At 48.7% G+C, this 24,814-nt stretch carries 19 protein-coding genes; 2 read left to right on the forward strand and 17 right to left on the reverse strand.

Annotation, left to right across the window (positions count from 1 at the left end; genetic code table 11):
* Positions 1-344 precede the first annotated feature (344 nt).
* Positions 345-515, forward strand: coding sequence for a hypothetical protein (locus CLC93_RS17775; protein ID WP_169903102.1), 171 nt, complete (start codon positions 345-347; stop codon positions 513-515).
* A 102-nt stretch (positions 516-617) separates the two neighbouring features.
* Here CLC93_RS17775 and CLC93_RS16795 read toward each other — a convergent pair whose 3' ends face one another.
* From CLC93_RS16795 to CLC93_RS16855, 14 genes are all read right to left on the reverse strand, one after another.
* Positions 618-797 carry a hypothetical protein gene (locus CLC93_RS16795; RefSeq protein ID WP_095507153.1) on the reverse strand — a complete coding sequence of 60 codons (180 nt, stop codon included), beginning with the start codon at positions 795-797 and terminating at the stop codon, positions 618-620.
* Between the two features lie 158 nt (positions 798-955).
* The gene (locus CLC93_RS16800) at positions 956-1,642 is read right to left on the reverse strand and encodes a hypothetical protein (protein WP_095507154.1); all 687 of its coding nucleotides are present in this window, start codon (positions 1,640-1,642) and stop codon (positions 956-958) included.
* A gap of 229 nt (positions 1,643-1,871) precedes the next feature.
* Positions 1,872-3,146 carry a hypothetical protein gene (locus tag CLC93_RS16805; RefSeq protein ID WP_095507155.1) on the reverse strand — a complete coding sequence of 425 codons (1,275 nt, stop codon included), beginning with the start codon at positions 3,144-3,146 and terminating at the stop codon, positions 1,872-1,874.
* Between the two features lie 109 nt (positions 3,147-3,255).
* Complete coding sequence (locus tag CLC93_RS17780; protein WP_169903104.1) at positions 3,256-3,432, reverse strand: hypothetical protein; 177 nt, start codon at positions 3,430-3,432, stop codon at positions 3,256-3,258.
* A gap of 132 nt (positions 3,433-3,564) precedes the next feature.
* The gene (locus CLC93_RS16810; protein ID WP_095507156.1) at positions 3,565-3,897 is read right to left on the reverse strand and encodes a hypothetical protein; all 333 of its coding nucleotides are present in this window, start codon (positions 3,895-3,897) and stop codon (positions 3,565-3,567) included.
* Positions 3,898-4,038: 141 nt separating this feature from the next.
* Positions 4,039-4,626 (reverse strand): DUF6624 domain-containing protein, encoded by a 588-nt coding sequence (locus CLC93_RS16815; protein ID WP_095507157.1) that lies wholly within the window; start codon positions 4,624-4,626, stop codon positions 4,039-4,041.
* Between the two features lie 83 nt (positions 4,627-4,709).
* Positions 4,710-5,156 carry an energy transducer TonB gene (locus CLC93_RS16820; protein WP_095507158.1) on the reverse strand — a complete coding sequence of 149 codons (447 nt, stop codon included), beginning with the start codon at positions 5,154-5,156 and terminating at the stop codon, positions 4,710-4,712.
* Between the two features lie 78 nt (positions 5,157-5,234).
* The gene (locus CLC93_RS16825) at positions 5,235-6,110 is read right to left on the reverse strand and encodes a LysR family transcriptional regulator (protein WP_169903107.1); all 876 of its coding nucleotides are present in this window, start codon (positions 6,108-6,110) and stop codon (positions 5,235-5,237) included.
* A 124-nt stretch (positions 6,111-6,234) separates the two neighbouring features.
* Positions 6,235-8,022 (reverse strand): amidohydrolase, encoded by a 1,788-nt coding sequence (locus CLC93_RS16830; RefSeq protein ID WP_095507160.1) that lies wholly within the window; start codon positions 8,020-8,022, stop codon positions 6,235-6,237.
* A gap of 169 nt (positions 8,023-8,191) precedes the next feature.
* Positions 8,192-9,064, reverse strand: a complete 873-nt coding sequence (locus tag CLC93_RS16835) for a LysR family transcriptional regulator (protein ID WP_095507161.1) — start codon at positions 9,062-9,064, stop codon at positions 8,192-8,194.
* 110 nt (positions 9,065-9,174) lie between these two features.
* Complete coding sequence (locus CLC93_RS16840; protein WP_095507162.1) at positions 9,175-10,080, reverse strand: SPFH domain-containing protein; 906 nt, start codon at positions 10,078-10,080, stop codon at positions 9,175-9,177.
* Complete coding sequence (gene hflC / locus CLC93_RS16845; RefSeq protein ID WP_095507163.1) at positions 10,077-10,985, reverse strand: protease modulator HflC; 909 nt, start codon at positions 10,983-10,985, stop codon at positions 10,077-10,079. Before hflC ends, CLC93_RS16840 begins: the two co-directional genes overlap by 4 nt.
* Positions 10,982-12,640 carry a cation efflux transmembrane domain-containing protein gene (locus CLC93_RS16850; RefSeq protein ID WP_095507164.1) on the reverse strand — a complete coding sequence of 553 codons (1,659 nt, stop codon included), beginning with the start codon at positions 12,638-12,640 and terminating at the stop codon, positions 10,982-10,984. Before CLC93_RS16850 ends, hflC begins: the two co-directional genes overlap by 4 nt.
* A gap of 430 nt (positions 12,641-13,070) precedes the next feature.
* Positions 13,071-14,858: an amidohydrolase gene (locus CLC93_RS16855; RefSeq protein ID WP_095507165.1), complete on the reverse strand. Its 1,788-nt coding sequence runs from the start codon at positions 14,856-14,858 to the stop codon at positions 13,071-13,073.
* A 186-nt stretch (positions 14,859-15,044) separates the two neighbouring features.
* Here CLC93_RS16855 and CLC93_RS16860 point away from each other — a divergent pair, with 186 nt between their 5' ends.
* Positions 15,045-15,806, forward strand: coding sequence for a hypothetical protein (locus CLC93_RS16860; RefSeq protein ID WP_141237419.1), 762 nt, complete (start codon positions 15,045-15,047; stop codon positions 15,804-15,806).
* Positions 15,807-15,882: 76 nt separating this feature from the next.
* On the opposite strand, the gene recD is transcribed toward CLC93_RS16860, so the two are convergent.
* The 3 genes from recD to recC are packed head-to-tail and all read right to left on the reverse strand — an operon-like array spanning position 15,883 to position 24,796.
* Positions 15,883-17,769, reverse strand: coding sequence for an exodeoxyribonuclease V subunit alpha (gene recD / locus CLC93_RS16865; RefSeq protein WP_095507167.1), 1,887 nt, complete (start codon positions 17,767-17,769; stop codon positions 15,883-15,885).
* On the reverse strand, positions 17,763-21,353 hold the full coding sequence (gene recB, locus CLC93_RS16870; protein ID WP_095507168.1) for an exodeoxyribonuclease V subunit beta: 3,591 nt from the start codon (positions 21,351-21,353) through the stop codon (positions 17,763-17,765). The genes recD and recB overlap by 7 nt, the downstream gene beginning before the upstream one ends.
* Positions 21,350-24,796, reverse strand: a complete 3,447-nt coding sequence (gene recC / locus CLC93_RS16875; RefSeq protein WP_095507169.1) for an exodeoxyribonuclease V subunit gamma — start codon at positions 24,794-24,796, stop codon at positions 21,350-21,352. The genes recB and recC overlap by 4 nt, the downstream gene beginning before the upstream one ends.
* Positions 24,797-24,814 lie beyond the last annotated feature (18 nt).

The following is a 24,814-nucleotide window of genomic DNA, read 5'->3' on the forward strand; positions in this document are numbered from 1 at the left end:
CAGCGAACAATGGCAGACCGCCATTACTGGCGGCCTAACTTCTACTTTTAACTTCGGTTAAAAATGGGAGGATTACCCAACCAAACCTATACTAACGGAAAGCCATTACTCCCCTCTTTATCTACCGAAGATTAAAAGAGGGGGCTACCGGACATCGAATAAACTTTGAAGCTTAAACTAACGTGTTATTTTGAGCAGAAAAGTTACCGGCAGCTATGGGCGTCGAACCTCTGAGCTCTATCCTCAACTCAGATGGAAGGGTTAGCCCCACCCTAACTTCTTTGTTGCGCGTCTGATTGCTCAGTTAGCTCTTTAAACTTTGCTTCAGACGAACACCACACAAAATGGCCGAACAGCATGCCGCCCAAGGGAAAGAGCACCAAGGCTATCAAGGGTCTTACCCACATTGGTTCGATTGGTTGAGCGAAATGCATGACGATTATCCAAAGGATTGCCGTCGACAAACCCCAGTTAAGAACTCCATGCTTAAATATGAAGTGGCGTTTGCCTTTTAATCTGTTAACTTTCCATTTTTCCGCGTTCATCTCGATTCCTTTCGTACCGAACTAAGTTATTTCCCTTAAAACCCCTGCTCTTTGCGAGTAAGCTGACAGCACCTAATTAGATTCGATGAGCAAGGTATAGCCTTTGACCCATCCGAAGAAGTGGCAACAAGGTGTCACAGTTAACACTCGCCACCCTTCGCTTTCCATCTCTTCAATCTGCTTGTTCAAAAGTTCTAAGTCGATACTGCCAAACAAAAATTTGGTTTTGTTAAATCGGACTACGCGTCTCATCAACTGATTTCCCTATTTTATTGAGTGTTTCCTTACTTGCTACCCTCACCATATCGTTAAAAGCATTCTGTTGCACTTCAGCAGAGAGACGACTTTAAGCCTGTTCGAATTTCAATAGGTATAACTCCCGCCAATATGTCAACTTCAATCGACATAATCTAGATTTCGCCAGCCAGATATTTCGAAAAGTCAGCGTCCTGCCGCAGCTTTAGGAGTGCATTAACTAACTCGATATCAAGAATCGATTCCCTCTCTTCGTACTCAACACCTTCGATATAGCTAACTGCGTTGTATCTTTCGATCGCGTTTACATCACGCTTAAACTCGGCTGCATTTGTGTCGTCAATGTCCCAAGAAATGGTTTTTCCATTGTCCACCCAGCCTGTGGAGCTTGTGTAGGTGTGGAATCGGACTTCGCATTTCCCAGGTACGAAATTACCTTCAGAGTCGATGCTTGATTTACACAGCTCATACGGCGTTAAATCCGGTGGCATCAGAATAATATTCATGCTTTTGTCAGTCCTGATCCATGCAGTTAAACCCGCCGTTGTTTCTCTCCATTCGTTTTCCCAAACATACTCGCCGATGACTGAAAAACGGACCGACCCCGTGTCTTTATTCTCTGGTCGACCAATTTCTAGTGCTCGACTTTTCACACCAGGCCAGTTTTGCATGTCGTACAGTGCTTGTGGGTCCACGCCCATTCGCTGCGCCGCCAACTCAGTGTTTTCCCAACTCTGCTGGTAGTATTCTTTTTGTGACTCTGAATCATCCAACTCAAGTTCGCATCCCGCCAAAGCGAAAACACAACTAAAGGCGACCAAGGCTCTTTTTGTTTTTCTCATAACCCGTTGTCTTAAAGTTAAAAACGTGTAGCAGAGAATAACTTTGATACCGGATTAAGCAGTGCGCAGAATCACAGTTCCTCATATGCAACCGAAGGGATCGTAGATTCGGTGAACTAGGTAGAATTTAAACCGCGCCACATCGCAAAATACCTTGTCTATCCGCGCAACAATGCTGAATTTGCAGCTATCACTCGTCAATCAGACGTAACTGGATTTAGCTCAGATGTTAAATTACCTCTCGTTTTTCAACGGACAGCTGAGTACCGTCTGCACCAGTTACAACTATGGTATTAGTCCCGGGCTGCACGAAGACAGATGTAGGTTCGCTATTTCCATTTAGGATAATTCTATCGGTCGGAGTCTCGTCCAGTTGATATTGAGAGAAAACTTCGACTAGACAAGGCGCTTTGCTTTTGCACGCTGTGGAATCTAACTCTATGGACTGACGGCCTAAGCCCGCCCACTCCGGTCGCCCATTCACCAAGCGAGTTCTTGGCCAGAAAACTGATACATCGCAGGCTTTGTCTTGGGCACACCAAAGCTCACTGCCTTTTGCGAGCACCATGGGCTCACCAAACGATTTCTGCGCAACATACTGATAGATTGGGCTTTCTAGGCCTTGACGACTTCTTTCGATGTAAGAGGTTTGGTTAATAGTAAGAGTTTCTAGACCTGTGGTTTTGGTCAACTTTGCTGCGAGCCAATCCTTTTCATTAATGTGCGCAAAGCCAACGTGAATAATGACCTTAGCGTTAGGGTTTTCCAGAAATACCTTACGTTGAATGACCGAAGCCGCGTTGGTTTCTCGCTCATTTGTGGTGTTGGTGATATTTGGTAAATCCGAGTCATAGGATAAGACTTTAAATCCCATATCCAAGGCTTTGCCAATGAGGTTCGCAAATATAGGCTCTTGCGGGTAAAGCCCACAGTTAGCCGTGACATAGCCTTTATTCAGCTCTTGTTCGCACTCTGGGGTTAACGCCTCCGCCGCGAAAAATCTGAACCCTTTCGCCCAAAGTTCGTCAAGCAATCGATAGGTCAGCACTCGGTGTTGTGCATTATGATGGGCTTCATTCACCATCACTATATGATAGTCGCCGGCAAGCTCTAGCAGCATAGGGACCGCTGGTTTCGCGACATAGTCTTTTAGTTGGCTGATCTCTCCCTTGTCTTGACCAAACGTTGCATCCATTGCCTTTATCGCTTTGTGGTGAAGGCCCGCGCGTGAATAACGCCAACTCAGATCTTGGGTTAGCATGCTGAAGACAAAAAAGTCATTCTCGTGCTGCTTTGATAGATTTTCAACAATCGAGATTTGCTCGACCAAGCTCTTATCTTTGGTCAACTGGTGAGTTTTAACGAATAGCTCATTAGCCTGCTTTAGACGCGAGCTTCTATCACTTTCGTCACTGTCCTTTTGTTCGACACTTTTGCTAAAGGCGATTGAAGTACCAATTAACGCAAATGCCAAAAGCGCTGCGCCTAGCTTGAATAGTCTCATCGAAAACATCCTTGTCTTAGTCACATATTCCAAAAGCGTACCAGCGGCGTAAGTGACTGAAAAAGCGAAGAACATGACGCGCCGCGGCCTTCTCCCCCACTGCTTGTAACTAGCCTGCCATTTTCATTAGAAAGGCGATAAAACTCACCACCAACACCAAACCCACAAGTATCATGATGGTCAGAGTTTTTGATTGCATCATCGACTTTACGAGCTCGACGATGGTCAGTGACTGAGCCGCCATGAGAGCATTGTTTTTTAGTTCGTCTTTCTTTTTGTTATCCACGCTAACTACTCCTTGTTAGTTGTAGAGTGATCGCGGTCCTGTAATAAAAGGAGCCAACACGGTAAAGCCAAGAGGTTGCACGTCAGAATTAATACCGATGGCGTAATTCCTTCACTTGAGTTTTCTGTGGTACTACTCTTTTGGCTCAGGTTGGCCAATAACATTAACCACTAAAACGTTATCGTGAAGTAGCAATTCAACGGCCTCAGAGGCTTTGAAGTAACTCTCTTTTTGCGCAGAGTTCATTTTGGTGGGGTGGCCATTGGCTAGGAACTTAATGGTATTGAAGCTATTTTGAGTGAGATTGTTGTTATTCAAGTAATTCACAAGCAGGTCACTTAGCGATGCTAAATTCTGCGCTTTCAGTGTTGCTTGATCATACTTAGTAACGCCGCTAACAGCCTCTGTTGCACAAGCTCCATAAGTCGCGCCAAACAGCACAATAGCTGGTACAAAATTCTTCAAATCGAACTCCCTTCGTTTTGCCTGAAATTTTATGACTGAACTTAACAGTCTGTTTCCTCTAATATTCTTCAGAGGTTTAACGAAGTTACTTTATGGCCCGCTAATATTCAATAGCGTATTAAAATTCCTTCTAGCTACTTTTTATTTCACCGCCATCCCATAGGCTTTCGAGACGAGCTTTTTGTATTCCTCTAGCGCAGGCATTCCCAATTCAGCCCGTCGCTTGTCCACATTTTCAGGCTCAAGTAAAGGTTTAACCTCTATAATTCCGTCCAAAATATTCAATTGTGTTCCATAGAGCTGCTTCTCTCCACGATGAATCAAAATTCGGTCGGTAAGCAACGCAATATCTTGCCCTTCAATGCCCTCGCCTCTGAGGTAGGATTGCTTGAGAGTAGGAAGCATCTTTGCTTTAAACTCATAGTCTGGTGAGTGCTGAATGACTAAAAAGGCGGCAGAGACACCGCTGCTGCCAACTAACTGTCGAGTCGGCCAAGCATGCCTGTCTATGATTTGTTTTAGCTTTCTCGTATTTTCGGAATCAATACGATTCATTCGCTCTAAGAGGTCTTTGGGCGGATTGTGCCAGCCTAATTCACCAATCTTGCTCCTAATTTCCTGATCCACTCTCACCATTTGCTCGAGCTCCCTTTTTAGATCGGGGTTGGAAGCCGCAAGACTAGGATTGGAAATAAAAACTAAACAAATCACCGTATAAAAAAAGCGCATCGCGAAACTCCTTATTCTCCAAACTTAGTGACCCCTTTGGTGGGAGCCAGGACTCATATGCCTCTCCCAAATTAGCCAAGCGTTCAACCACTGCACGCCATTTTAGACTGTGCAACGCAGCGCGCTTTGGCCTCCTCCAAAGTGCTTCCACCCATACAAAAATCGAGTCGTATGAGTTTCTCTTCTGCCACAGGGGTTTTACCTGCAACAAGTTGCCAATCCCATTGTTTTATGACTTTTGTCGCCGGTCGTTTTACCGCTCGCTTTGGAATGGAGCTAACAAGCTCAATCGCTTCAGTTTTACCTTGTTCGTTGATCGTTAGTTTAAACACCCCACATCCTGCGGTTCCGGATTTAGCGAGTTCTAGAGGATAACGTGGTGTTACCTGCTTCGTTCTGACCCAGGTTGCTTCAGATACGGTCGGCTGTAGGTGAGTTAAGTGCACATCGGCGTAGAAGGTTTTGGCGTTCGCTTGAATTGACAATAGAGTGATGGCCGCTAACCCAGCCAACTTGATTGGATTGTTCATCGTTACCTTCCTTGGTGAATAGTACAAAACTATAGATGCTTCATTGTCTCCTAATTTGTTCTCGTTGCAAGTCTGCTGTTATCGACCGATCTCCATGACTTTCTGCAAAAAGAAATCGGCGGCCATGGATAGTTGGTCTTCATCTTGGTAAATACACTCGGCATTCCACTGATAACGCGAGCCACCTTCGATAGAAACTTCAACAACCTGGTCGGTGCTGGTCCAAAGATTGACCGAAAGGTCTGGCACCAAACTCCAACCCATACCTTGTTCTACCAGCCCTATGACCTGGGTTAAGTTATTGGTAATAACAACCTTGTCGCTGATGATATGCGGCTTATCCAAACTGATATCGTAAACGGTTTCATAAACCAGCTGGGGCAGTGGCTGTAATTGCTCTTCTGAGATGACCTCACCTACTCGAAACACTGAAGCTGGCGCGATATTCAGTAAATCAAAACTGAAAACCGTCACTATGATGGCGTTCTCTACCTGTTTTAACGTCGAGATCCTCAAGCCGATATCGACCTTACCCTGTTCTACCCAGTCGGTTACTTCTTTTGTGGTGCCAATGATAATTTGTATGTCTGTTGATGGATATTCTTCTGCCACCGCCCGACAACACGCATTCACCTCGCGGCTTTGCAGGTAATTGTCGATGCCTATCACCAGCTTGCGCGACAAGCCTGAATCGATACTTTTGAAAAGCGATTCAAGCTTAATTGAGTCGCTGAGAATTCGCTTGGCCGACCCCAACACTCGAGCGCCTTCGTCGGTTATTTTCAGGCTCTTAGCGGTTCGCTCAAACAAAACGACGTTACAGGAGTCTTCTAGCGCGGCAACCAACTTAGATACTGCTTGAGAGCGTTTGTTCAGCTTAACGGCCGCGGCTTTAAAACTACCGGTTTCGGCAGTAGTTACAAAAGCTTCGAGTTGAGGAAGGGAGAAATTCAACGATATAACTCTCTGACTTAATAATCGATTGATTATATAACTAAAAAGGCCATTCAAGAACTAACTTGAATGGCCTGCTACTTAAGAGTTTTATTCGAAACGAAAAAAGTCTTATTGCGAGAGCTTACATACCATCTCTGTGAGTAAACGCACCGCCAAGCACTGTGCCAACGACCTTGCCTTTCTCAACCAAAGAAGACGGGTCCTGTTCTGCGATTTCGCGTAAGTTGTTCTCAAAAATGGCCATATCCGCCAGTTTACCGACTTCTAGCGAACCCACTTTTTCTTCGATGTGCATTTGCCACGCCGCGATGGTGGTATGAGCTTTCATCACTTGGTCAAAAGTCATGTTCTGTCGCCAACTTGGGAAGGGATTACCGCCCGCCACTGGATCTACCCCTGTCATTGCCGCCTGCATATTGTATACAGGGTAGGATTTTTCAATTGGGAATCCCGGGCTGTCACCGGATAGCGACACATTGTCGTATTGATGAGCCAAATCTGGGTGTCCGCAGTACGCATCCTTTGAATAGCCCTCATCAATGGTCGAGAACAAGAGCTCACCACCCTCACCCGCATCAATCTCATTACAGAAACCCGGTGTCGCATTGACTGGGATATTGTATTGCACCATGCGATCACGGTCTGCCTTCATGGCAAACTGAAGGTGCTCAAAACGATTTCGCGCTTCAGGATAAAGCGCCTGCGCTTCCAAATAAACATCGGTCAACCGCTTCACGTTACGCGCGCCATCAACGTGGGTATACACGCTAAAGCCGGCCTTATTAGCGGCGTGAACCACCTTGTGAGAAAACTCAACTGGCAGGCCATACTGGCCAAAGTTGTCTAACCCGTCCTCGCCTTTGGTTTTATAAGGCACTAGCTGAGTTGCAGCACCCACCTGCCACCCTGCTTCTGTGTGCAGTTTAAAGCCGGCCACCCACTGCATATCACTATCGTACTTGTCAGACACCTCTTTACCGACAGCAATGTACTCGGCGATATCAGAGTCTGGCAGTTTGAAAATAGGCATGTGACCAAGACGCATCTTAGCTTCACCATTATCGATACGCTTTTGAAGAATCTCGGCGGTTAAGCGATATTCTGCAATAACAGCATCACCACTGATAATAACCGCTGGGGTCATCACCCCAGGTGCAACCGCTGCGGTAACGCCCTGGGTGGCCAAGTAGCCTTGCAAGTAGTCAGACGCTTCTGGAATATCTCGCTCGGATACCCAAGCCCCCATATCAACATAAGCTTGTGCCCACTGGCCTTCGATAGCTAAGCCGGTTGGTTTGCCAATCTCATCACGCTCCCAATAGATGAGGCCTGGCTGAAGATCTTCCACCGTATCTAAATCGACACCTGCCTTTTTCAAGCCCAACGAATTGAAAACAGCGTCATGACAGTAGTTACCGACAAGCACCATTGGCTTGTCAAAGCCCATGCTATCCATTAGCTCTGTGGTGAGTTCAAACTCTAAGTTGGGATACACCCAACCATTACCAATGATCAGTTCTTCTTCTGGGTGAGCATCAACGTGGGCTTTAATAGTGCTCTTGAGGTCTTCGATAGTGCGCACGGCGCTCAGGTCAATGCCTTTTGCCATCCAGGTCGAACCAATGACGTGGTTGTGGGTTTCAATGAAGCCTGGCGTGACGTACTTGCCTTGCAAGTCAATCACCTCGTCTGCATCGTTAATGAAATTTTTGGCGCCAGCCTGATTTCCTACGTAAACAATCTTGCCGTCTTTAACCGCTAGCACTTCAGCATTGGGTTGGGCGTCATTCATGGTTTCAAAAACACCATTGGTGAACACGCTATCGGCTAATTCGCCAGCTACTGCACCACCTGCACAGGTAGCGCCAAACGCGCTGGCTAAAGCTAATGCCAATACGGATTTTTTCATCTCATAACCTCATCTATAGAAAACAAAACTCATCCAAGAGCAAGTCGCTTTCCTTGCGTTCGGTGAATATTATTCTCGTACTTTAGAGGTATGTGGAATTGCTAAGGACAGCTTCAGCCTGTGCTAGTTCGAGTGGACATTTTTATGGTTAGAGTCAAGGGTGCAAAAGTTATGACAGCGCCATGATCCGCTGCAAAAATACGTCCGCTGGCAAAGATAAAGTGACTTCATCGCAATAGACACACTCCGCCATCCATCGGTCTCTTTGGCCGCCCTCCATGGATACTTCGACTAAATCTCGAGTGTCTAGGTTAGCTTGAACCGCAATGTCTGCCATCACACACCAACCCAGACCTTCTTCGATTAAGCTTATGTTTTGCATAACGTTATTCGTTACAATCAGCTGGTCGCTAACTAGGTAAGAATCGTCAAACTCAATGTCGTGAATAGCGTCGTAGACGATTTGAGGCAGTGATTGGAGCTGCTCTCTTGATACCACTTGGCCGTGACGAAAAAGGCTTGCTGGGGCTATATAAAGCAGATTAAAACTAAAAGCAGATACCAAGGTCAGTTGATTGGTCTCCGCAACTAAGGCTAAACGCAATCCGATGTCGGCTTTGCGCTCTTGCACCCACTGAGTGACTTCATGAGTGGTGCCCACAAGTACCGTTATTTCGATATCGGGATATTCGGCTTTGACCGCACTGCAACAGGCTATAACTTGCTTGCAGTGTAAAAAGCTATCGATGGCCAAGGTGAGTTTGCCAACCGAACAGGCGTCTATCGATTCAATCAAAGATGCCAGTTTTTCAGCGTCTCCCATCACTCGTTTAGCTGATGCGTACAATTGCCTTCCGACTTCAGTAATGCACAAACTCTTTGCTTTTCGCTCAAACAATACCTGGTCGCTACAATCTTCAAGGCTTGCCACCAAACTCGAGATAGTTTGCGAGCGTTTGTCGAGTTTAATCGCGGCACCTTTAAAACTGCCGCATTCTGCTGTAGCGACAAATGCTTCGAGCTGAGGGAGTGAAAAGTTCATCGCAGTGTCCTGCTTCTAGCCTATGTAGGGTTTGGCACGTTTGAATAGCTGCTGTCTGTCGCCCAGCTGACCCACATCCTTGTGGGCTAGCTAAAGCGCAAACATGCCCCTTAGTCGGGTGTGACTATTTTGGTGTTGGCAATAGAAAGGACTTTTTTCACTGTCTGTAGATACTCTTTGTTGATCAAGTCCAACGAGTTCTGTGACTGTTTAATCTCTTCCGATCGCAGACGAAAACGCTCCATTTCACCCTTGGTCTTTTCCACGGTATCGGTGGCGTAATTGGACTGCTCCAACACGTATTGGTTAGCGGCAATTTTGGCCGCTGAGACTTTCTGAGTGCGCTCCGCAATCGCATCCTGCTCCAACTTGCGCTTTTCCGCTGGCGCAATTTGCAGCTTGTCGAATTGAAGGCGGATGCTTCGCGGTGTTTCTAAGCGATGTACCAGAATCGAGGTGACATTCACACCAGCGTCAAACGCTTCAAGCTCAGCCTGAACCTTTTCACGCACTTCCTGTTGCAATAAGCTTCGACCCGAAGTCAACAAGGGTTCTAGCTCTTGCTGCGATACGTAATTGATCAGCTCCGAGGTAGTGATGTACTCAATCAAAGCTGGCATATCATCCGCCGAGTTAAGGTAGCTGGCAGGGTCTGAAATGCTGTATTGAATTTCAAACGCCATTTCCGCCAAGTCACCGCGGCGTGTGATCATCTCAGGTTGCAAACGACCATCCCGTCCCTGCTGTGAAAAAGCCACATCAGACGACTGCAACTCGACTTGCTCAACAATTGATACGCTATCCACCGGCCATGGAAAACGGTAGTGCATTCCCGGTGGTACATTGTTGTTTATCACAGCACCAAAGCGCGACAGCACACCGCGCTGCTCCATTTCGATCGAATAAAACCCGCTAGCCAGATACACCAATGGAATGCCGATAAGAGCTAACCACTTGGCTTTGGGCCAAAAATCTCGCCAAATGGCGCGCAAGTCTAGACTGACTGAAATACTCATTTCTTCACCTTTGGAGTCTCGAAGAACTGCTCAAACAGTGGCAAATCGGTCGGTAGAATAAGTGTCGCGTTATCCTTTAGAACTTTCTCGTAAGTCTCCATGTAGCGCGTGAAGGTAAAGTAATCGGCATTGCTTTGGTAAGCATCAGCATACGTGGCCGCTGCAAGCGCTTCACTTTCACCGCGAATGATTTGACCGTCGCGATAAGCTTTAGCCTCAATCTCACTGACCAAGCGGTCGGTCTCTGCGCGAATGCTGGCCGCTAGTTCTTCACCCTCAGCGATGTACTTCTTCTCTAAGTGCTGCCACTCAGACTCCATGCGGTTGTAAATCGACGCAAGGCTTTGAATCGGGAAACCCAGTCGTTTGGCTCGCAATGAAGTCACCTCGATACCAAGCTCTCGTTGCGCTTTGGCATCGACCTTCGTTGTGATCTCAGCGAACAGAGATTTAACGCTTTTGTCCTGCTCAGCCATGCCAAACAAGGTCGGCAAGTTCACTGAGCTAATGGCGATACCTACTTCGGCATTTACCAGCGCCGATAATCGGGTTGAGGCGACTTCTTTGTTACCTACCGACGTCAGGTAACGAATCGGGTCGGCAATCTTCCACACAATGAAGTTTTCAACCACCAAGTTACTGCGATCCGAGGTGCCGTATTCGTTGTGCGGCAAAGACAATACCTGAGCACGACTGTCAATATGAGTCACGGTTTGCACAGGCGTTGGCATCTTGACCACCAGCCCTGCTTGGTCGATAACTTTCACTGGACTGCCAAACTGACTGATAACCGCTTGTTGGCCTTCTTTTACGATGATCAAACTGTCAAATGCCAGAAACCCTAGCCCTACAACAGCTATCGCGGCCCATTTCACTTTGGTCGATAGTAGGTTTGTCATGCTCATGGTTTTGCGCTCCAAATTCGGTAGTCGTGTTTGTCAAATCTCGGATCAGTGATGGTGAGTGGCTGCCCTGCCAAAGTGCTCTGTACAGTTTCGTTCTGTCGTTTTAGCTTGAAGGCTTCCGGGTTGTTGGTGTAAGAATCGGCCAATAGATTCAGGCGTTTCACATCGCCCTGAGTTCTCGCGTCCACCGAGTGAGCGTAGGCGGTGTCTTGCGCCAAAATCTGCACCGCATTTGAGCGCGCTTCAGACAATTGAAACACCTTTTCAGTCGATGCTTGGTTGACTAAATCCTGCTTGCGCTGGCGTGCTTGGTGCAGCTTGCGATAGGCCTTAACCACAGGCCCAGGAGGTTGAATGCTGTCAAATGAAAATGACACCAACTCTACTGGGTAACTCATTCGAGTAACGTCGTTGCTAATGCTCATAAACAACTGGTCAGCTAGTACCTGACGATCCCCTTGAATGAGTTCTTGATAGGACTTTCTTCCCACCAGCTCCCACAAAGCGGCATTGGCCAGTTCGGTGATCATGACATCCAGTTCTGGATAGGCATTCATCGCCTGAGTTGGTGATGTAATTTTGTATAGCAGTTCACCGCTGGCAAAAATTAGATTTTGGTCGCCAGTGTGAAGGTATCCAGCGTTGTCTTGCCCGCGAGTACGTTCTGAAACGCCAAACCAAGCGCCGTCTGACACCCGTTGCGCTACCGCTGATGGCTCCAAGCCAACTTTAGCCAACTGTACTAGCCCTTCCCTGAGAAGTGTCATCTCGCCCATCGGCCAGGGAGCGTGCACATAAATACCTGTGGGTACATCCTCCGCAGTTTGCTTACCCAAAAAGGTTTGTTGCCCCACAAAACCCAAGGGGACTAGGGTTACCGCGGTGGACAAATAAGCGATGCCAGCGCCCACGGCAAACCAGTAGCGCAAGCAATAAAAGTACTGAGAAATAGCGCGAATAGCTTTCTTTAGACTCTCGGCAAATGGAATTTTCGCCAGTTTCGAGCCACACCACTCCACTAGAGACAATTGATCGAAGGCCTTGCTACTTAGCAAGCTTCTAAAGCCAGAAATCAGCAATTCGACACCAAGCAGAGCCACCATAGCAGCGATAATGACTGCAAGTACTCGGTCTAAATGAATACCGGCTAGAGTGCCAATCAGTGACACCAATACCGCACCCGAGGTAATCATGTCCGCTTTACTGTGGTAACCATCAGCTTCAAGGGTCACCGAATTGGTTTCACGACCTACCCTTTGCTTGAGCTTGGCCAGGAAATAAAGCACCACCATGACAATCGCAGTACCGACAATCGCGATCCACAGGTTCTCAATTTGCGGTGGCTCGCTTTTGTACAAACGATTAAAAATAGCGATGGCAGCGGCCAGTACGGCCACGGCGGAAAATATAACTGCGGAAGATTCGATGCGGTTGACAAAGCGCTCGCTAAATCTTTGTTTGTGGTCGTTCGATACTCGCAGCATGAGTACCAAAAACAGTACTAGCGAAATCCAAACATCACTTAGGGCGTGAACACCATCTGCGGTGAGCGCCAAACTGCCGGTTATCAGAGCGAGTGCAACGCGGAACGCACCGAGCGTCAACTCGGTAACGACACAAATCGCGGACGCTCTTAAACGTCTGTCTTTAAACATATCAATCTCTTTCAAAGAAACTGTTATCAATCAACCCTTTCGGTCAACTGACAAAAACAATGAAAATTTCAAAGTGACTGTATTCACTTTGAAATTGGTATCGTTCGACACTACTTTGAGATTGCGCGTTTTGAGACTGAAAAAAGAAACCTAACCCGCTCTATACAGCGCTAGACGCTATCTTGGGGACAGTGTCTTCTCTCAGACCGCAATTTATAGCGTCTCAAAGAAGCGATCGTCATTCGCTTGACGACTCTTTACGTCTTGAATCCCTTTGACGAGTGGTTGTTCTATCTTGAGAAAAAATACTGCCCTACAAAAAGCGCAAGACAGTGTTAATAACTAGAAGTCGATTGAAAGGCCATTCCAGGGGATGAATGGCCTTATTTATTACTCTAAAGCAGAAAGAGTAACTATCGACTAAGCGTGGTTACATGCCTTCGCGGTGAGTGAATTCACCACCTAGGACAGTACCCACAACCTTACCTTGCTCAACTAGAGAGCTTGGGTCTTGGGCAGCAACGTCACGTAGGTTGTTTTCGAAGATGGCCATATCCGCCAGTTTACCCACTTCAAGCGAGCCCACTTTTTCATCAATGTGCAGCTGCCATGCAGGGATAGTGGTGTGAGCCTTCATAACTTGGTCAAAAGTCATCGACTTACGCCATGTTGGGAATGGGTTACCACCAGCAGTCGGATCCATACGAGTCATAGCTGCTTGCATGTTGTATACCGGGTAAGCCTTTTCAATTGGCATACCTGGTGAGTCACCAGAGATAGAAACGTTGTCGTAACGGTGGGCTAGATCAGTGTAAGAACCGTAAGCGTTCTTGATGTAATCATTGTCCATCGCTTCAAACAACAACTCACCACCTGGGCTGGCATCGATTTCGTTAGCAAACGCAGGAGTTGCGTTGACACCGATGTTAGCTTCAACCATACGGTCACGGTCAGCTTTCATTGCAAAGTCTAAGTGCTCGAAACGGTTACGCGCTTCTGGGTACAAAGCTTGTGCTTCTAGGTATACGTCAAGTAGACGGTTAACCATACGTGCACCGTTTACGTGAGAGTAAACACTGTAGCCACGCTTGTTCGCTTCGTTCACTACTTTGTGTGAGAAGTCGATTGGTAGGCCGTACTTACCGAAGTTATCTAGGCCGTCTTTGCCTTTAACGCGGTAAGGTACCATCTGAGTTGCGCTGCCATCTTGCCACGCCGCTTCGGTGTGCAGTTTGATACCGGCAACCCACTGCATGTCGCTGTCGTACTTAGCAGAAATCTCGTCAGCGGTATCCATATACTCAACAACGTCTGAGTCTGGTAGTTTGAAGATCGGCATGTGACCAATACGCATGGTCGCTTCGCCATTGTCGATACGCTTTTGCAGAATTTCAGCCGCCAAACGGTACTCTTTAATTACTGCATCACCGCTGATGATAACCGCTGGAGTCATCACACCCGGTACGATCGAAGTGGTTACACCTTGAGTGGTCAAGTAGCCTTGTAGGTAATCAGATGCTTCTGGAATGTCAGTTTCTGGGTTCCAAGCACCCATATTCACATAGCCCTGTGCCCACTGGCCTTCAATCGCCAAGCCGGTTGCACGGCCGTTCTCGTCGCGCTCCCAGTAGATAACGCCAGGTTGCAAATCTTCAGCGGTGTCTAAGTCGATACCCGCCGCTGCAAGGCCTAGGCTGTTAAATACGGCGTCGTGGCAGAAGTTACCAACTAGAACCATAGGTACAGGAATGTCTAGGCTGTCTAAGAATTCCGCGGTCAGGAATTTTTCTAAGTTACCGTAAACCCAGCCGTTACCCACGATCATTTTTACATCAGGATTAGCAGCATAGTAGTCTTTAAGAATCTGACCCAGCTCAGCAGTTGACTTAGCTTGGCTCAAATCGACACCAGAAGTCATCCAAGTTGAACCGACTACGTGGTTGTGGGATTCGATGAACCCAGGAGTCACGTATTTGCCCTTCAGATCAACAACATCGTCTGCGTCTTTAATGAACTCTTTTGCGCCAGCTTCATCACCGACATAAACAATCTTGCCGTCTTTAACCGCCAGTGCTTCTGCTTCTGGCTGCAATTCATTCATGGTTTCAAACACACCATTGGTGAATACGCGATCGGCCAACTCACCAGCGAATGCAGTACCTGCATAGCTAGTGGCAAAAGCGGTTGCTAGGGTTACCGCCAATACGGATTTCTTCATCTCTAAACCTCATTTATAGAAAGTGGGCACATTCCATGTGCGAATCGCTCTCCATTTCAACGAGGCGGAGTATTTCAGCAAAGCCGGAACTTTAATACTCGCTAAGAACAACTTTAGGTTGTCCTCATATTTCATTCTCTGAAGTTTCCCAATTAAACTGCTGGCTCGTTTTTAGGTAAGAGATACATGAGCGTAACGCGAGGTAACCCAATGAAACGCTTAGCACTGTGCTTTGCGGCGGTCGTCACTTTAATCAGTAGCGAAGCGACAAGTCGTATCAGTCACAGCACAATTGTGAACACCGCCAGGGTTGTTTCTGAGGATGGCCGTGCGGTCTGCTTATCACAGGGCGAATCGTTAACTGTGATGGCCGCGGAGATTGAAGACGCGTTGCGAAAAGGTCAACAGGCTAGGTTTGCCATTGCCATTACCAATCACACCAAAGAGAGTATTTTGGTTTCTCCCGAGGCAATAGAAATCATGGATGGGGCAAACAACCTTGGACTATTGGGCTTCCGAGAACTTATGGAAAAATACAAAAGCGAGCCCATGGTGGCACAACAAGCCATCGCGGTATTGCAACAGCTCAAGATGCTGTCAATGTTCAACATTACCAGCGATGATGTTTTTGCGGCAATGAACGCATCCAAGCAAAACCAACCGCGAGAAGATGCGCCACCGCCGCCGGATTTCGACGTATTTAGCGGCGCCTCAAAACTGCAAGCGGCAAATGGAGCGAGAATTCGGGAGCAGTCCAAACTCTTGTACGCTTGGCGGGCGTATTGGAGCAAAATAGCGCATACCATCCCACCTGGCGGGCAATTTGTGGTTGAACTGCACTCCAAACTAGCGATGACAGCTGAAAGTAATACTCCACTTACCTTATCCATCAATTTGGCCGAGGAAAAACACGATTTTCGTTTCGATAAGCGCACTTCTAGCGAATAAAGGACAAGTCTTTATTGAGGACTCGTCCTTATCCGATAGCACTGCTAGGAGTCTGCTTAGCAATTCGTTTTAATCGTCACTCGGACTCAGCCAGCGAAATTAACTGTTGCTCCAGCCCTGAATCACGCTCGGTCGCTCGAGTCACGCAAGCTCTTAAAACCGTCTCTGTCGCGTATAGACTCACTCGCTTCTTAGCCCGTGTAATCCCCGTATACAACAGCTCTTTGGACAAGGTCTGACTTTGGTTTTCGGCAATGGGCAGTGCAATCGCTACTTGAGCGAACTCTGAGCCTTGCGACTTGTGGATGGTCATGGCAAAGGCGCTGGTGTGCTCTGGCAAACGGCTAGGATGGTAGAAACTCACCGTGTTATCAGGCTGCAAGAAGCCGACTTTGGGCTGCCCTGCTTCGTCCAATAAGCACACGCCGATATCACCGTTGAACAAGCCTAAGTGATAGTCGTTGCTTAAAATCATCACAGGACGACCCACGTAAAAGCTTTGACTGGCGTCTTTAAGGCTGAGGTTTTCTAGCTCCTTTTCAATCGCCAAATTTAGAGTGTCGGCTCCCATCTCGCCTTTGCGAACAGCACTTAAAATTCGATAACTGTCAAAATCTTTGATCAACTCGGCGGCGGGCTTTATACCGGCCTGACAGTCACGAACCCTAGCTTGGTAATTAGCCAAAGCGTCTTGTACCAGACGATGGTTGTTTACCGGTGCGAACCAGTCGACAGGACTGTCAATCGTAAGACTTTGCAATAGATTGGATACTAAGCGCCAATCACATTGATTTACCCCAGTGGCAAGCTCACCAATCAGACCACCGAAACGCCAACTCTTTTGCAGCATCACCAAAGATTCGCTCATCGCGCTTGCTTGCGAGTTCACGTGTGCCTGTAAATCAAATCCGGTTAGCCTAGTTAGAGTTTCGGCACTTGGCTGGCGATAACTCATTAGCGTCTGCCCGGCCTGGTAACGCACCCCAGCGCACAAATCTCCCATCACAGCTCCGGCTTCCACTGAGGATAGCTGGTCTTTGTCACCCAGCATTATCAAACGACAACCTTGGGGCAGCGCATCCAGCAATTTGGCCATCATGGGCAAATCCACCATGGAGGCTTCGTCCAGTATTACCAGATCCGCGCGTATCGGTCGCTGCGCGTTGTGACGAAAATCAATAGAGTTGGGAATGGTTCCGAGCAAACGGTGGATGGTGCTAGCTTGCTCTGGAATAAGCGCTTTTAAGTGCTCATCTAACACCAAATCGGCTTTGGCGTTGCGAATTGACTCGCTCATGCGAACCGCGGCTTTACCCGTGGGCGCCACTAGCTTAATCGTTAGCTCTTGTTGCATCAAAAGGATCGCGAGTAGACGGATTACTGTGGTGGTTTTGCCGGTGCCCGGTCCACCTGTGATAATTGCCAGTTGGCGCTGTGCAGCCAAAGCACAAGCCACGATTTGCCAATCTACCTCTCCATTCAAGTCCTGGCTGGGTTTGATTTGACAAACCTGCCTTAGCGATTGACCAAGTGATTCGAGTTCCACTGGGTAGTTGTGACTGGCGCGTTGCAGCAAATCCTTTGCAACCTGATGCTCGTAACGCCAATAGCGCGCCAGATAAAGCCTAGCCTGCGCCCCATCACCGTCAATTACGATAGGCGTCACTTGAGTAGAATCGCCGGCACTGCTAAAGCCAGGATGCGCCAATAAAGAATCGAGCAAGGCATGTACTTGAGGTAATCGCCCGCTACGTTGTTGCTGGCAAATCTGCGGCAATGGCATATCGGCCAACTTAGCCAGAGGTAAACACACGTGCCCCTGGCTTTGCGCCTGACTTAAAAGCAAAGCCACCCAAAACTCATCACTGTGCTCATCACCACAGAGATTTTTAGCAAAGTAATAATCCAGTGCGCGTAAGCGATTAGCTTTAATGGCATCGGTCATTTGGATTGGACTTAGCATGGCTCTACCTCCGCGCGTTCACCCAAGAACAAAACCTCAAGGCTCTCGATAAGTTCACGCTCTGGCTTGGCGTAAAACACCCCAGAGTGGGGATCGCCAGGCTGCATGCCGCGCAAGAACAAGTACACGCCGCCGCCGTGATGGAGGTCGTAATCGTAATCGGGAATGAGCTTTTTAAGGTATAAATGCAACGCCAGACAATACAGCACCAATTGCGCATCGTATCGATGGCTGGCCATCATGGCTTGCATGCTGTCCTGATTGTAATTGCCAATGCTGTCACCTAAGTGATTCGACTTGTAATCGCATACGTAATAGCGGCCTTGATGTTCAAAGGTTAAATCGATAAAACCTTTGAGCAAACCGCGAAAACTGTCAAAACTCAGACGCGCTAATGCTGCTGGATTCACCGTCAACACGGGATGCTCGAGCAATAAGCGGTTGAAACTGTGCTCGTTAACTAACTCGCTTGCAGCGATAAAAAACTCCATCTCGGGTAGCGCTTGATTCGGGTCTAGCTCACCTAAACTCACCGCTTCACCCTCGCCCATGGCAAATTGGCAGGTCAGCACTTCGTTCATCCAATCGGTCACTGACTCGACCCACTCCGGAGCCTCTTCAATGGCATAGCGGTTGAGTTCTGATTCAACCACTTGAGCCAACTCATCAGGCTGGTTGGCGGCAAAGTGTTGGTTTTCCAGAATGCCGTGCAACGCGGTACCTGGGTTTGCGCCTCGAGGAAAGCTAAATCGATTGCGCACAAGCGCACTAGGCTCTTCCGGAATTGGAATGGGTTGGGGTGAGTCTTGGCTAGTGTCGTTTTGCGTTGTGATCTCGTCGATTTTCTCTTCGCCGTCTTGGGCGTAACGCTTGTTTTTGGACAAACCTGAGTAACTAGTGATCCGCCAACTCGTATCCACATCACCAGCAAACCGCTGCGGCTCTATCGCCACAGCGTCCGACTCACTTTCATCTGCAACTAGAGTTAACTCGGGCTGGTAGTCTACTGTACGAATGCGCTCCTCAGAGGCTTCAACCAAGGCTTCTAGCTGTTGGGATAGCACTCCGCTTGAGTCGGCCGCGCCGCACAATAAATGTTCAATGGCCGAAGTGGCATTGTGCGATTTACTGCGTCGAGCCAAACTCACAAAGCACGCATACGAAGCACGAGTTAGAGCCACGTATAACAGTCGAACATCCTCGGCTAGACGCTCTTGTTCAGCCTGCTGAAGGTGCAGCTCACTTTGAGTAAAGTCCATTCGAGTTTTGCCATTGCCGTGGTAAATCGCAGTCTTCGCCTCGCGACCCACTAAGCCGTACGGCAGCATAACAATTGGATATTCCAGCCCTTTACTAGCGTGGATGGTGACAATTTGCACCAAGTCTTTATCGCTTTCCAAACGAATGCGTTGGCTATTTGAGTCAGAACCACTGCCGCCAATTTGCTCGCTAAAATAGCGTAACAGGCTGTAGTGTCCGTCCAACAACAAGGCCTGAGCCTGCAGCAGCTCGGCGCAATGGTTGAGATCCGCTAACGCCCGCTCGCCATTAAGCTCGTCGCTGAGTAAGCGACCCGGCACACTGTAGTCGTACATCCACGCCTGAATAGCGGCCAGTACGCCGCGATATTGCCAGCGCTCTTGGTAGCGAAGGAATCTTTCCTGATGATTCTGCCATTGGTTTTCATCAAGGTTAATTTGGTCAATTTGCTCGGCACTCAAGCCTGACGATTGACAGCCAAGCGCTGCCATCAAATGACGTCTGGATTTCGGCTGGTGGATGGCCAGCAAAACACGGTACAAATCTGCGGCAATCTCGCTTTCAAACACGCTTTGGCGGCTTAAAAACACACTGCGAACTCGACGCGCTCTTAGCGCCTTTGCCACATCGCGGGCCTCGTTGCGATCCCGCACCAATACCGCGATGTCCCCGGGCTTCACCGGTTTTTCACCAATGAGCGCTTGGCCGACACGGGCTTTATCCAGCAATTGCGCGGTTTGTTCGGCCACGTACTCAGCACCGTGATGCCCAGCGATATGCTCGTCATCAAACAGGCATAGGGTCATAGCGCTAACCGCTTGCTGATCGACCACCAGTCTCCCTTTACCGCCTTGATCCGCAGAATTTACTGGCTGATAGCCAATCTGTTCATCGAGAAAGGTATTGCTGCTGTTAAAACGAAAAAGATCGTTAACCGCTTCAACCATGCTTTGCGACGAGCGGTAATTTTTATCCAAGGTATAGTGGCGCTCGCTGTGAGTGCCGCGCTTGGCTTGGGTATAGGTATGAATATCGCCACCGCGAAAGGCGTAAATCGATTGTTTAGGATCGCCAATCATCAGCCAACAATGAGGGCCTTCGGCTTGGTAAATGGTTTCAAACAAACCGTATTGGATGGGATCCGTATCCTGAAACTCATCAATCAGCGCCACCGGGTACTGCTGCTTTAATCGAGTGGCCAACTGAGCGCCCATGGCAGAGGTCAATCCGGCGTGGAGCTGGCTCATCAAATCATCTGGCGCCATCAGATTCAAACGAGTCTTTTCTTCAGCAAGGCGCGCCTTAACATATGCCAATGCCTGAGACATTAGACCCGGCTGCAAATCCGAATCTCGCTGAAAGCGCTCAACTGCGGCCACAAAGGCATTGGCCTTCGCAATATGACTGTTCTTTTCGGCTTTTTCCGCAACGTATTTGTAAGAGGTTTTCGGCAGCGCAGTGGCCTGCTCACCCGCTAGCCAGTTGCCAAGGATGTTAATATGAGGCTCAACTTTAGCGGCACTGATCCTAGGTAAAGAAGCCAGCTCTTCACCAATATCAAATAGCGCACCGCGCTGACTCCATTGCAGCTGTTCCCAAGCAAGCTGCTGTTGCTGCAGCATCTCTTGTATGGCTTGTTCTAAGGGCTTGTCGCTTGGCAGCGGTTCGCACACCAAAGACTTTCTTGAGAGCAGCCCGCTTAGGCGTCGCGCTAAAGCGTCTGGCGTTGCTGACTTTGGTCCAGGACCGGCATTCGCGCCCATCGCGGCCGCCACCGCTCGCCACTGCTCGCCTTGCAAGGGGTAAAGCGCCTGACGCCAAAAGTCCTCACAAGCGGATTCTACCAACTCGCTTTCATCCTCAATCATTTGCGCATTAAGGTTGGCATTGGCGTCGATGGCATTGTAATTAAGCGCGCGCTGACAAAAACCGTGGATGGTAAAGATTGAGGCGTCATCCATGCTCTTCTCTGCAGCGTACAAGCGCTTTAGCACCTGCTCAGCCTCATCCTGATGGGCTTCGTATAAGTGTTGCAGTACTAAGTCATCACCAGCACCTAGCCCGCGAAAGCACAGCACGGCTTGATGCAGGCGTTGGCGAATCCTGTCTCTAAGCTCAGCGGTGGCTGCGCGTGTAAAGGTTACCACCAACAGATTTTCTGGTTTAAGCTCGACTCCCTTACTCGTTGAGTAATCAAACAAAGGTTGCTCGACGATAAAGCGCAAATACAAGCTAGCTATGGTATAAGTCTTACCGGTACCCGCCGAAGCCTCGATCAATCCGGTGCCGGTTAGCGGCACACTGCATGGGTCTAAACGGATCATAGGTCTTCCTCCAGCCCAGCAAATAACTCCGAGTGCTTTAATTGGTACTTGTCGCTGCGGGCGCGTTTCGGCCGGCGCAGATCCGCCGCTTCCAACACGGGCAATAAATACTGCTCGCTGATAGCCATCACCTCTGGCAATCTGGCGGTTAGCTCGCCAAAGCAGCGGGCCAGATAAGGATCGCTCAGCTCAAAATTCTGGCTAAAGGGGTCGGGAGTCCAGGACTTAATCAGTTTGGTTTCAATCTCACTGGGTTCTTTGTTAAACAACATCATGTCCGCGGCCATAAAGCCCGAATCAGGTATTAACAACACAGGTTGGTCGTGGGCGCTGCGGTACAGTTGATACCACTTAGTCAGCTCCTGATTGGCGGTTTCTTTGGTGACAGGATTCCAGCGTATGCCCTCTTTCTGGTCCAGCAGCACATAAGGCAAGTCTTTTCCTGATGCACAACACAGCATGTGGCGCAACCAAGCGCGCAATATGTCTTTGCCCTTAATACTGCCGGCTTTAAGTTGCAATTGAAGTCCATTTACCGATGTGGGTAGCTCGCCTTCGATACGCACTGGACCTTGTTCGGTGGCGATTTCTACCGATACAAACTGGCTCTCTAATCGTTTTGGCCAATGTTCTCCAAGGTGTTGTTTTAGTGACTGCACGCCCTCCCAGGCGCGTTCGATCTCTTCGAGCCCCGCCTGACCAAACGGCATATCGCCACTGCTTTGATGGGCCAGCTCAAATCGCTCAAACTCGATGCCTTGAAGCGCATCAGTCATCGCATCTTGCTTTAACTGCCAAGCAGTTAACGAATCCAGAGTAAAAGGCTCAGTGTCGATAAGTGCTTGCTCGACCTCTTCTAAGTACACCCCTAAACGACGCTCCATAAAGCCTCGACTCGGGTGGACTAAAAAGGATTCGAACTGTGCAAAATTTAATTCGCTCATCTCACTGTCGTCGCTAAACAAAGGCGCACCGACAAAAGCGGTGAGATTATCCGTTTGCTTGGCATCGAGTAAGGCTTGAGACCAAAGGCTGGAGTAACTTGGAGTGGCGTTGGCCACCTGGAAGTAACTGGGGTTAAAGCCCTGCAGTGGATGCTCATAGGTTAAATGCCGCAACACCCTCTCAGCAGCCAATTTAGCATCAAGCGTCTCATCGCCCGCTAAAACCCAGGCTTCAGCAATATAATCGCGTAGCTCAGAGACCAGTATTGATGGCGGTATTTCGGTGTCATCGCGAATATCTCGGCCAACCCAAGAGATATACAAGTGTTGTCGACACGACAGTAAAGCTTCTAAAAACAGATACCTATCGTCCAATCGGCGAGAGCGATCGCCGCGACGACGCTTAGCCTGCATGAGGTCAAAACTGATGGGATCGGCTCGTCGTGGGAAGTCACCGTCATTCATTCCCAACAAAGCAATCACCTTAAATGGAATCCCGCGCATTGGCATCAGACTACAAAAGTTGATAGAGCCTGCGCGAAAACGCTGACTGCCGGTTTGCGCATTCAGACTTTGCGCCAGTTGCTCTCGCACCAACTCAAATGGCAGCAGCTCAGCAAACTCGACCTCTTGCGCTTGGCTGGTCAGGCGCTCCACCGCTTCACTGACCTGCTGTAGCACCCGAACCTCTTGCTCCTCTGCCGCAAAAAAGTCGTTGAGAATGGTGTTTACCCTTTGTACCCAAGCTGACGCAGGCGCATCTTCAATCAGTTGCTCGCGTACCTCAGACAAACGCTCGACGAAGTGAATCAGCTTACCCAATGCCGCTGCTTGCGCGCCTTCGATATGGCGAAAAGGCTGAGTCCCCTGGTAGTAACCTTGTTCGGGATGCATGGCGTAGCCCAGCAACAAGCGTTGCAAGCCGAAGTACCAAGAGTTTTGCTCAAACGCACCAACCCCCAGTTGCTGCCTGTGTTCGGCGTCCAGCCCCCACCGCACAGCGACTTGCTCGAGCCAGTGTTTAATGCAGTCAAACTCTTCTTCGTCAATGTCAAAGCAGCGCAACACCGCTGGTACTTCAAGAATCGACAGTACTTCGCTAATGGTTAATCGACTTTGAGGGATACCGAGTAAATGCAGCAAAGACTCGATGATCGGTGATTGCTGGCGAGACGACAGATCGTTAATGCTGTACGGCAGTCTCGGCTCATCGCCAACACCACTAAACACTGCATGTATGTAGGGCGCGTATAGCGCCACGTCCGGCACCATCACCATGATGTCATTGGGCTCAATGGAATTATCTTTTTGCATCAAACCCAGAAGGTGGTCTCTTAGACTCTCCACCTCACGCATGGCGGAATAACAAATATGAAACTGAAGATTGCACGGCTTATTTGCATCCAGTACCAGCTTGTCGGCATTAGTACTGAGTTGCTCGGCGCTTAACGCCTCAAATTGGCCTCGAGTGTGTAGCTGGCGGATCTCATTTTGCAGCAATCCCAAGGCATTGCACGCAGGGTACTCGGTATAATCCTCTATCCAGTCAGCGTCCAAGGTTTCCAGCATCAAGGACAAGTGCTCACGCCCCAACTGACCAAAAGCGCCCAATAGTGGGTTACCGACGGTGAAATATCTGTCTTCGGTTAGGCTTTCGACGTGAGAATAGTCATAACGAGCGGCTTTCTTAGCCAGCGTCTTTTCATCGACAATATCCAACCAATAAGTCTCACAGGGGTTTACTTGGAACCAATGAATATCCATGTGTCGTGCCAACGCATTGAGTAGCAACATACTTTGCTCTGGCAAGCTGACGATCCCAAACAAGCTCATACGCGACGGCAGCTTGTTAAAGCGAATACTGCCTGGTTCAGCTTGTTCGAGAATTTGAATCGCGTTCTTGAGCAAGGCGCCACGGTGCATGGAATCAGCGCTGGCCTCTGCAGGTGCCAAACTCTCAACCAAAGCCCGCCAAAGCATTGGTTGCCAGTTGTGCTCTGCGGGCACCTCTGTCCCCTGCTCTCCCGCCTCCCATTGGGCAATCCAATCGGGGCGATAAATTAAGTATTGGTCAAACAGATCGGCAATACTGGCGCACAACTGGAAACGCTTTAACAAAGACTGAGCGTGGCTGCCCTCTTGATTCGCTTCAAAGTAATCTTTCGCCCATGCAAACTCACTTAAGGACAGCATTCGCGGTATGAGCACCATTAATTGCCAAGTGATTTGCTCCTTGCCAAACGGAGAACGCTCAGGCAAATGGGGAAACAACTCTCGAAATACCTGCCAAACAAAGGACGACGGCATGGGAAATTCCACATTGGCGAGCACGCCGTGATATTCCGCCAGTTCAATTTTCAACCATTGCGCCATGTCCGGGTTTTGCACCAGAATCATATCGCTTTGCAGCACTGGCATATCGGTAGGACGGTCGGCCATCACAGCCGCTAGGGCTTGGGTCAATTGTTCGGTGAGATTGTGTTGATATATCTTGAGCATAGCCGTTGAGGTCTTATT

It is taken from the genome of Paraferrimonas sedimenticola (assembly GCF_002282855.1).
Classification (GTDB): domain Bacteria; phylum Pseudomonadota; class Gammaproteobacteria; order Enterobacterales; family Shewanellaceae; genus Paraferrimonas; species Paraferrimonas sedimenticola.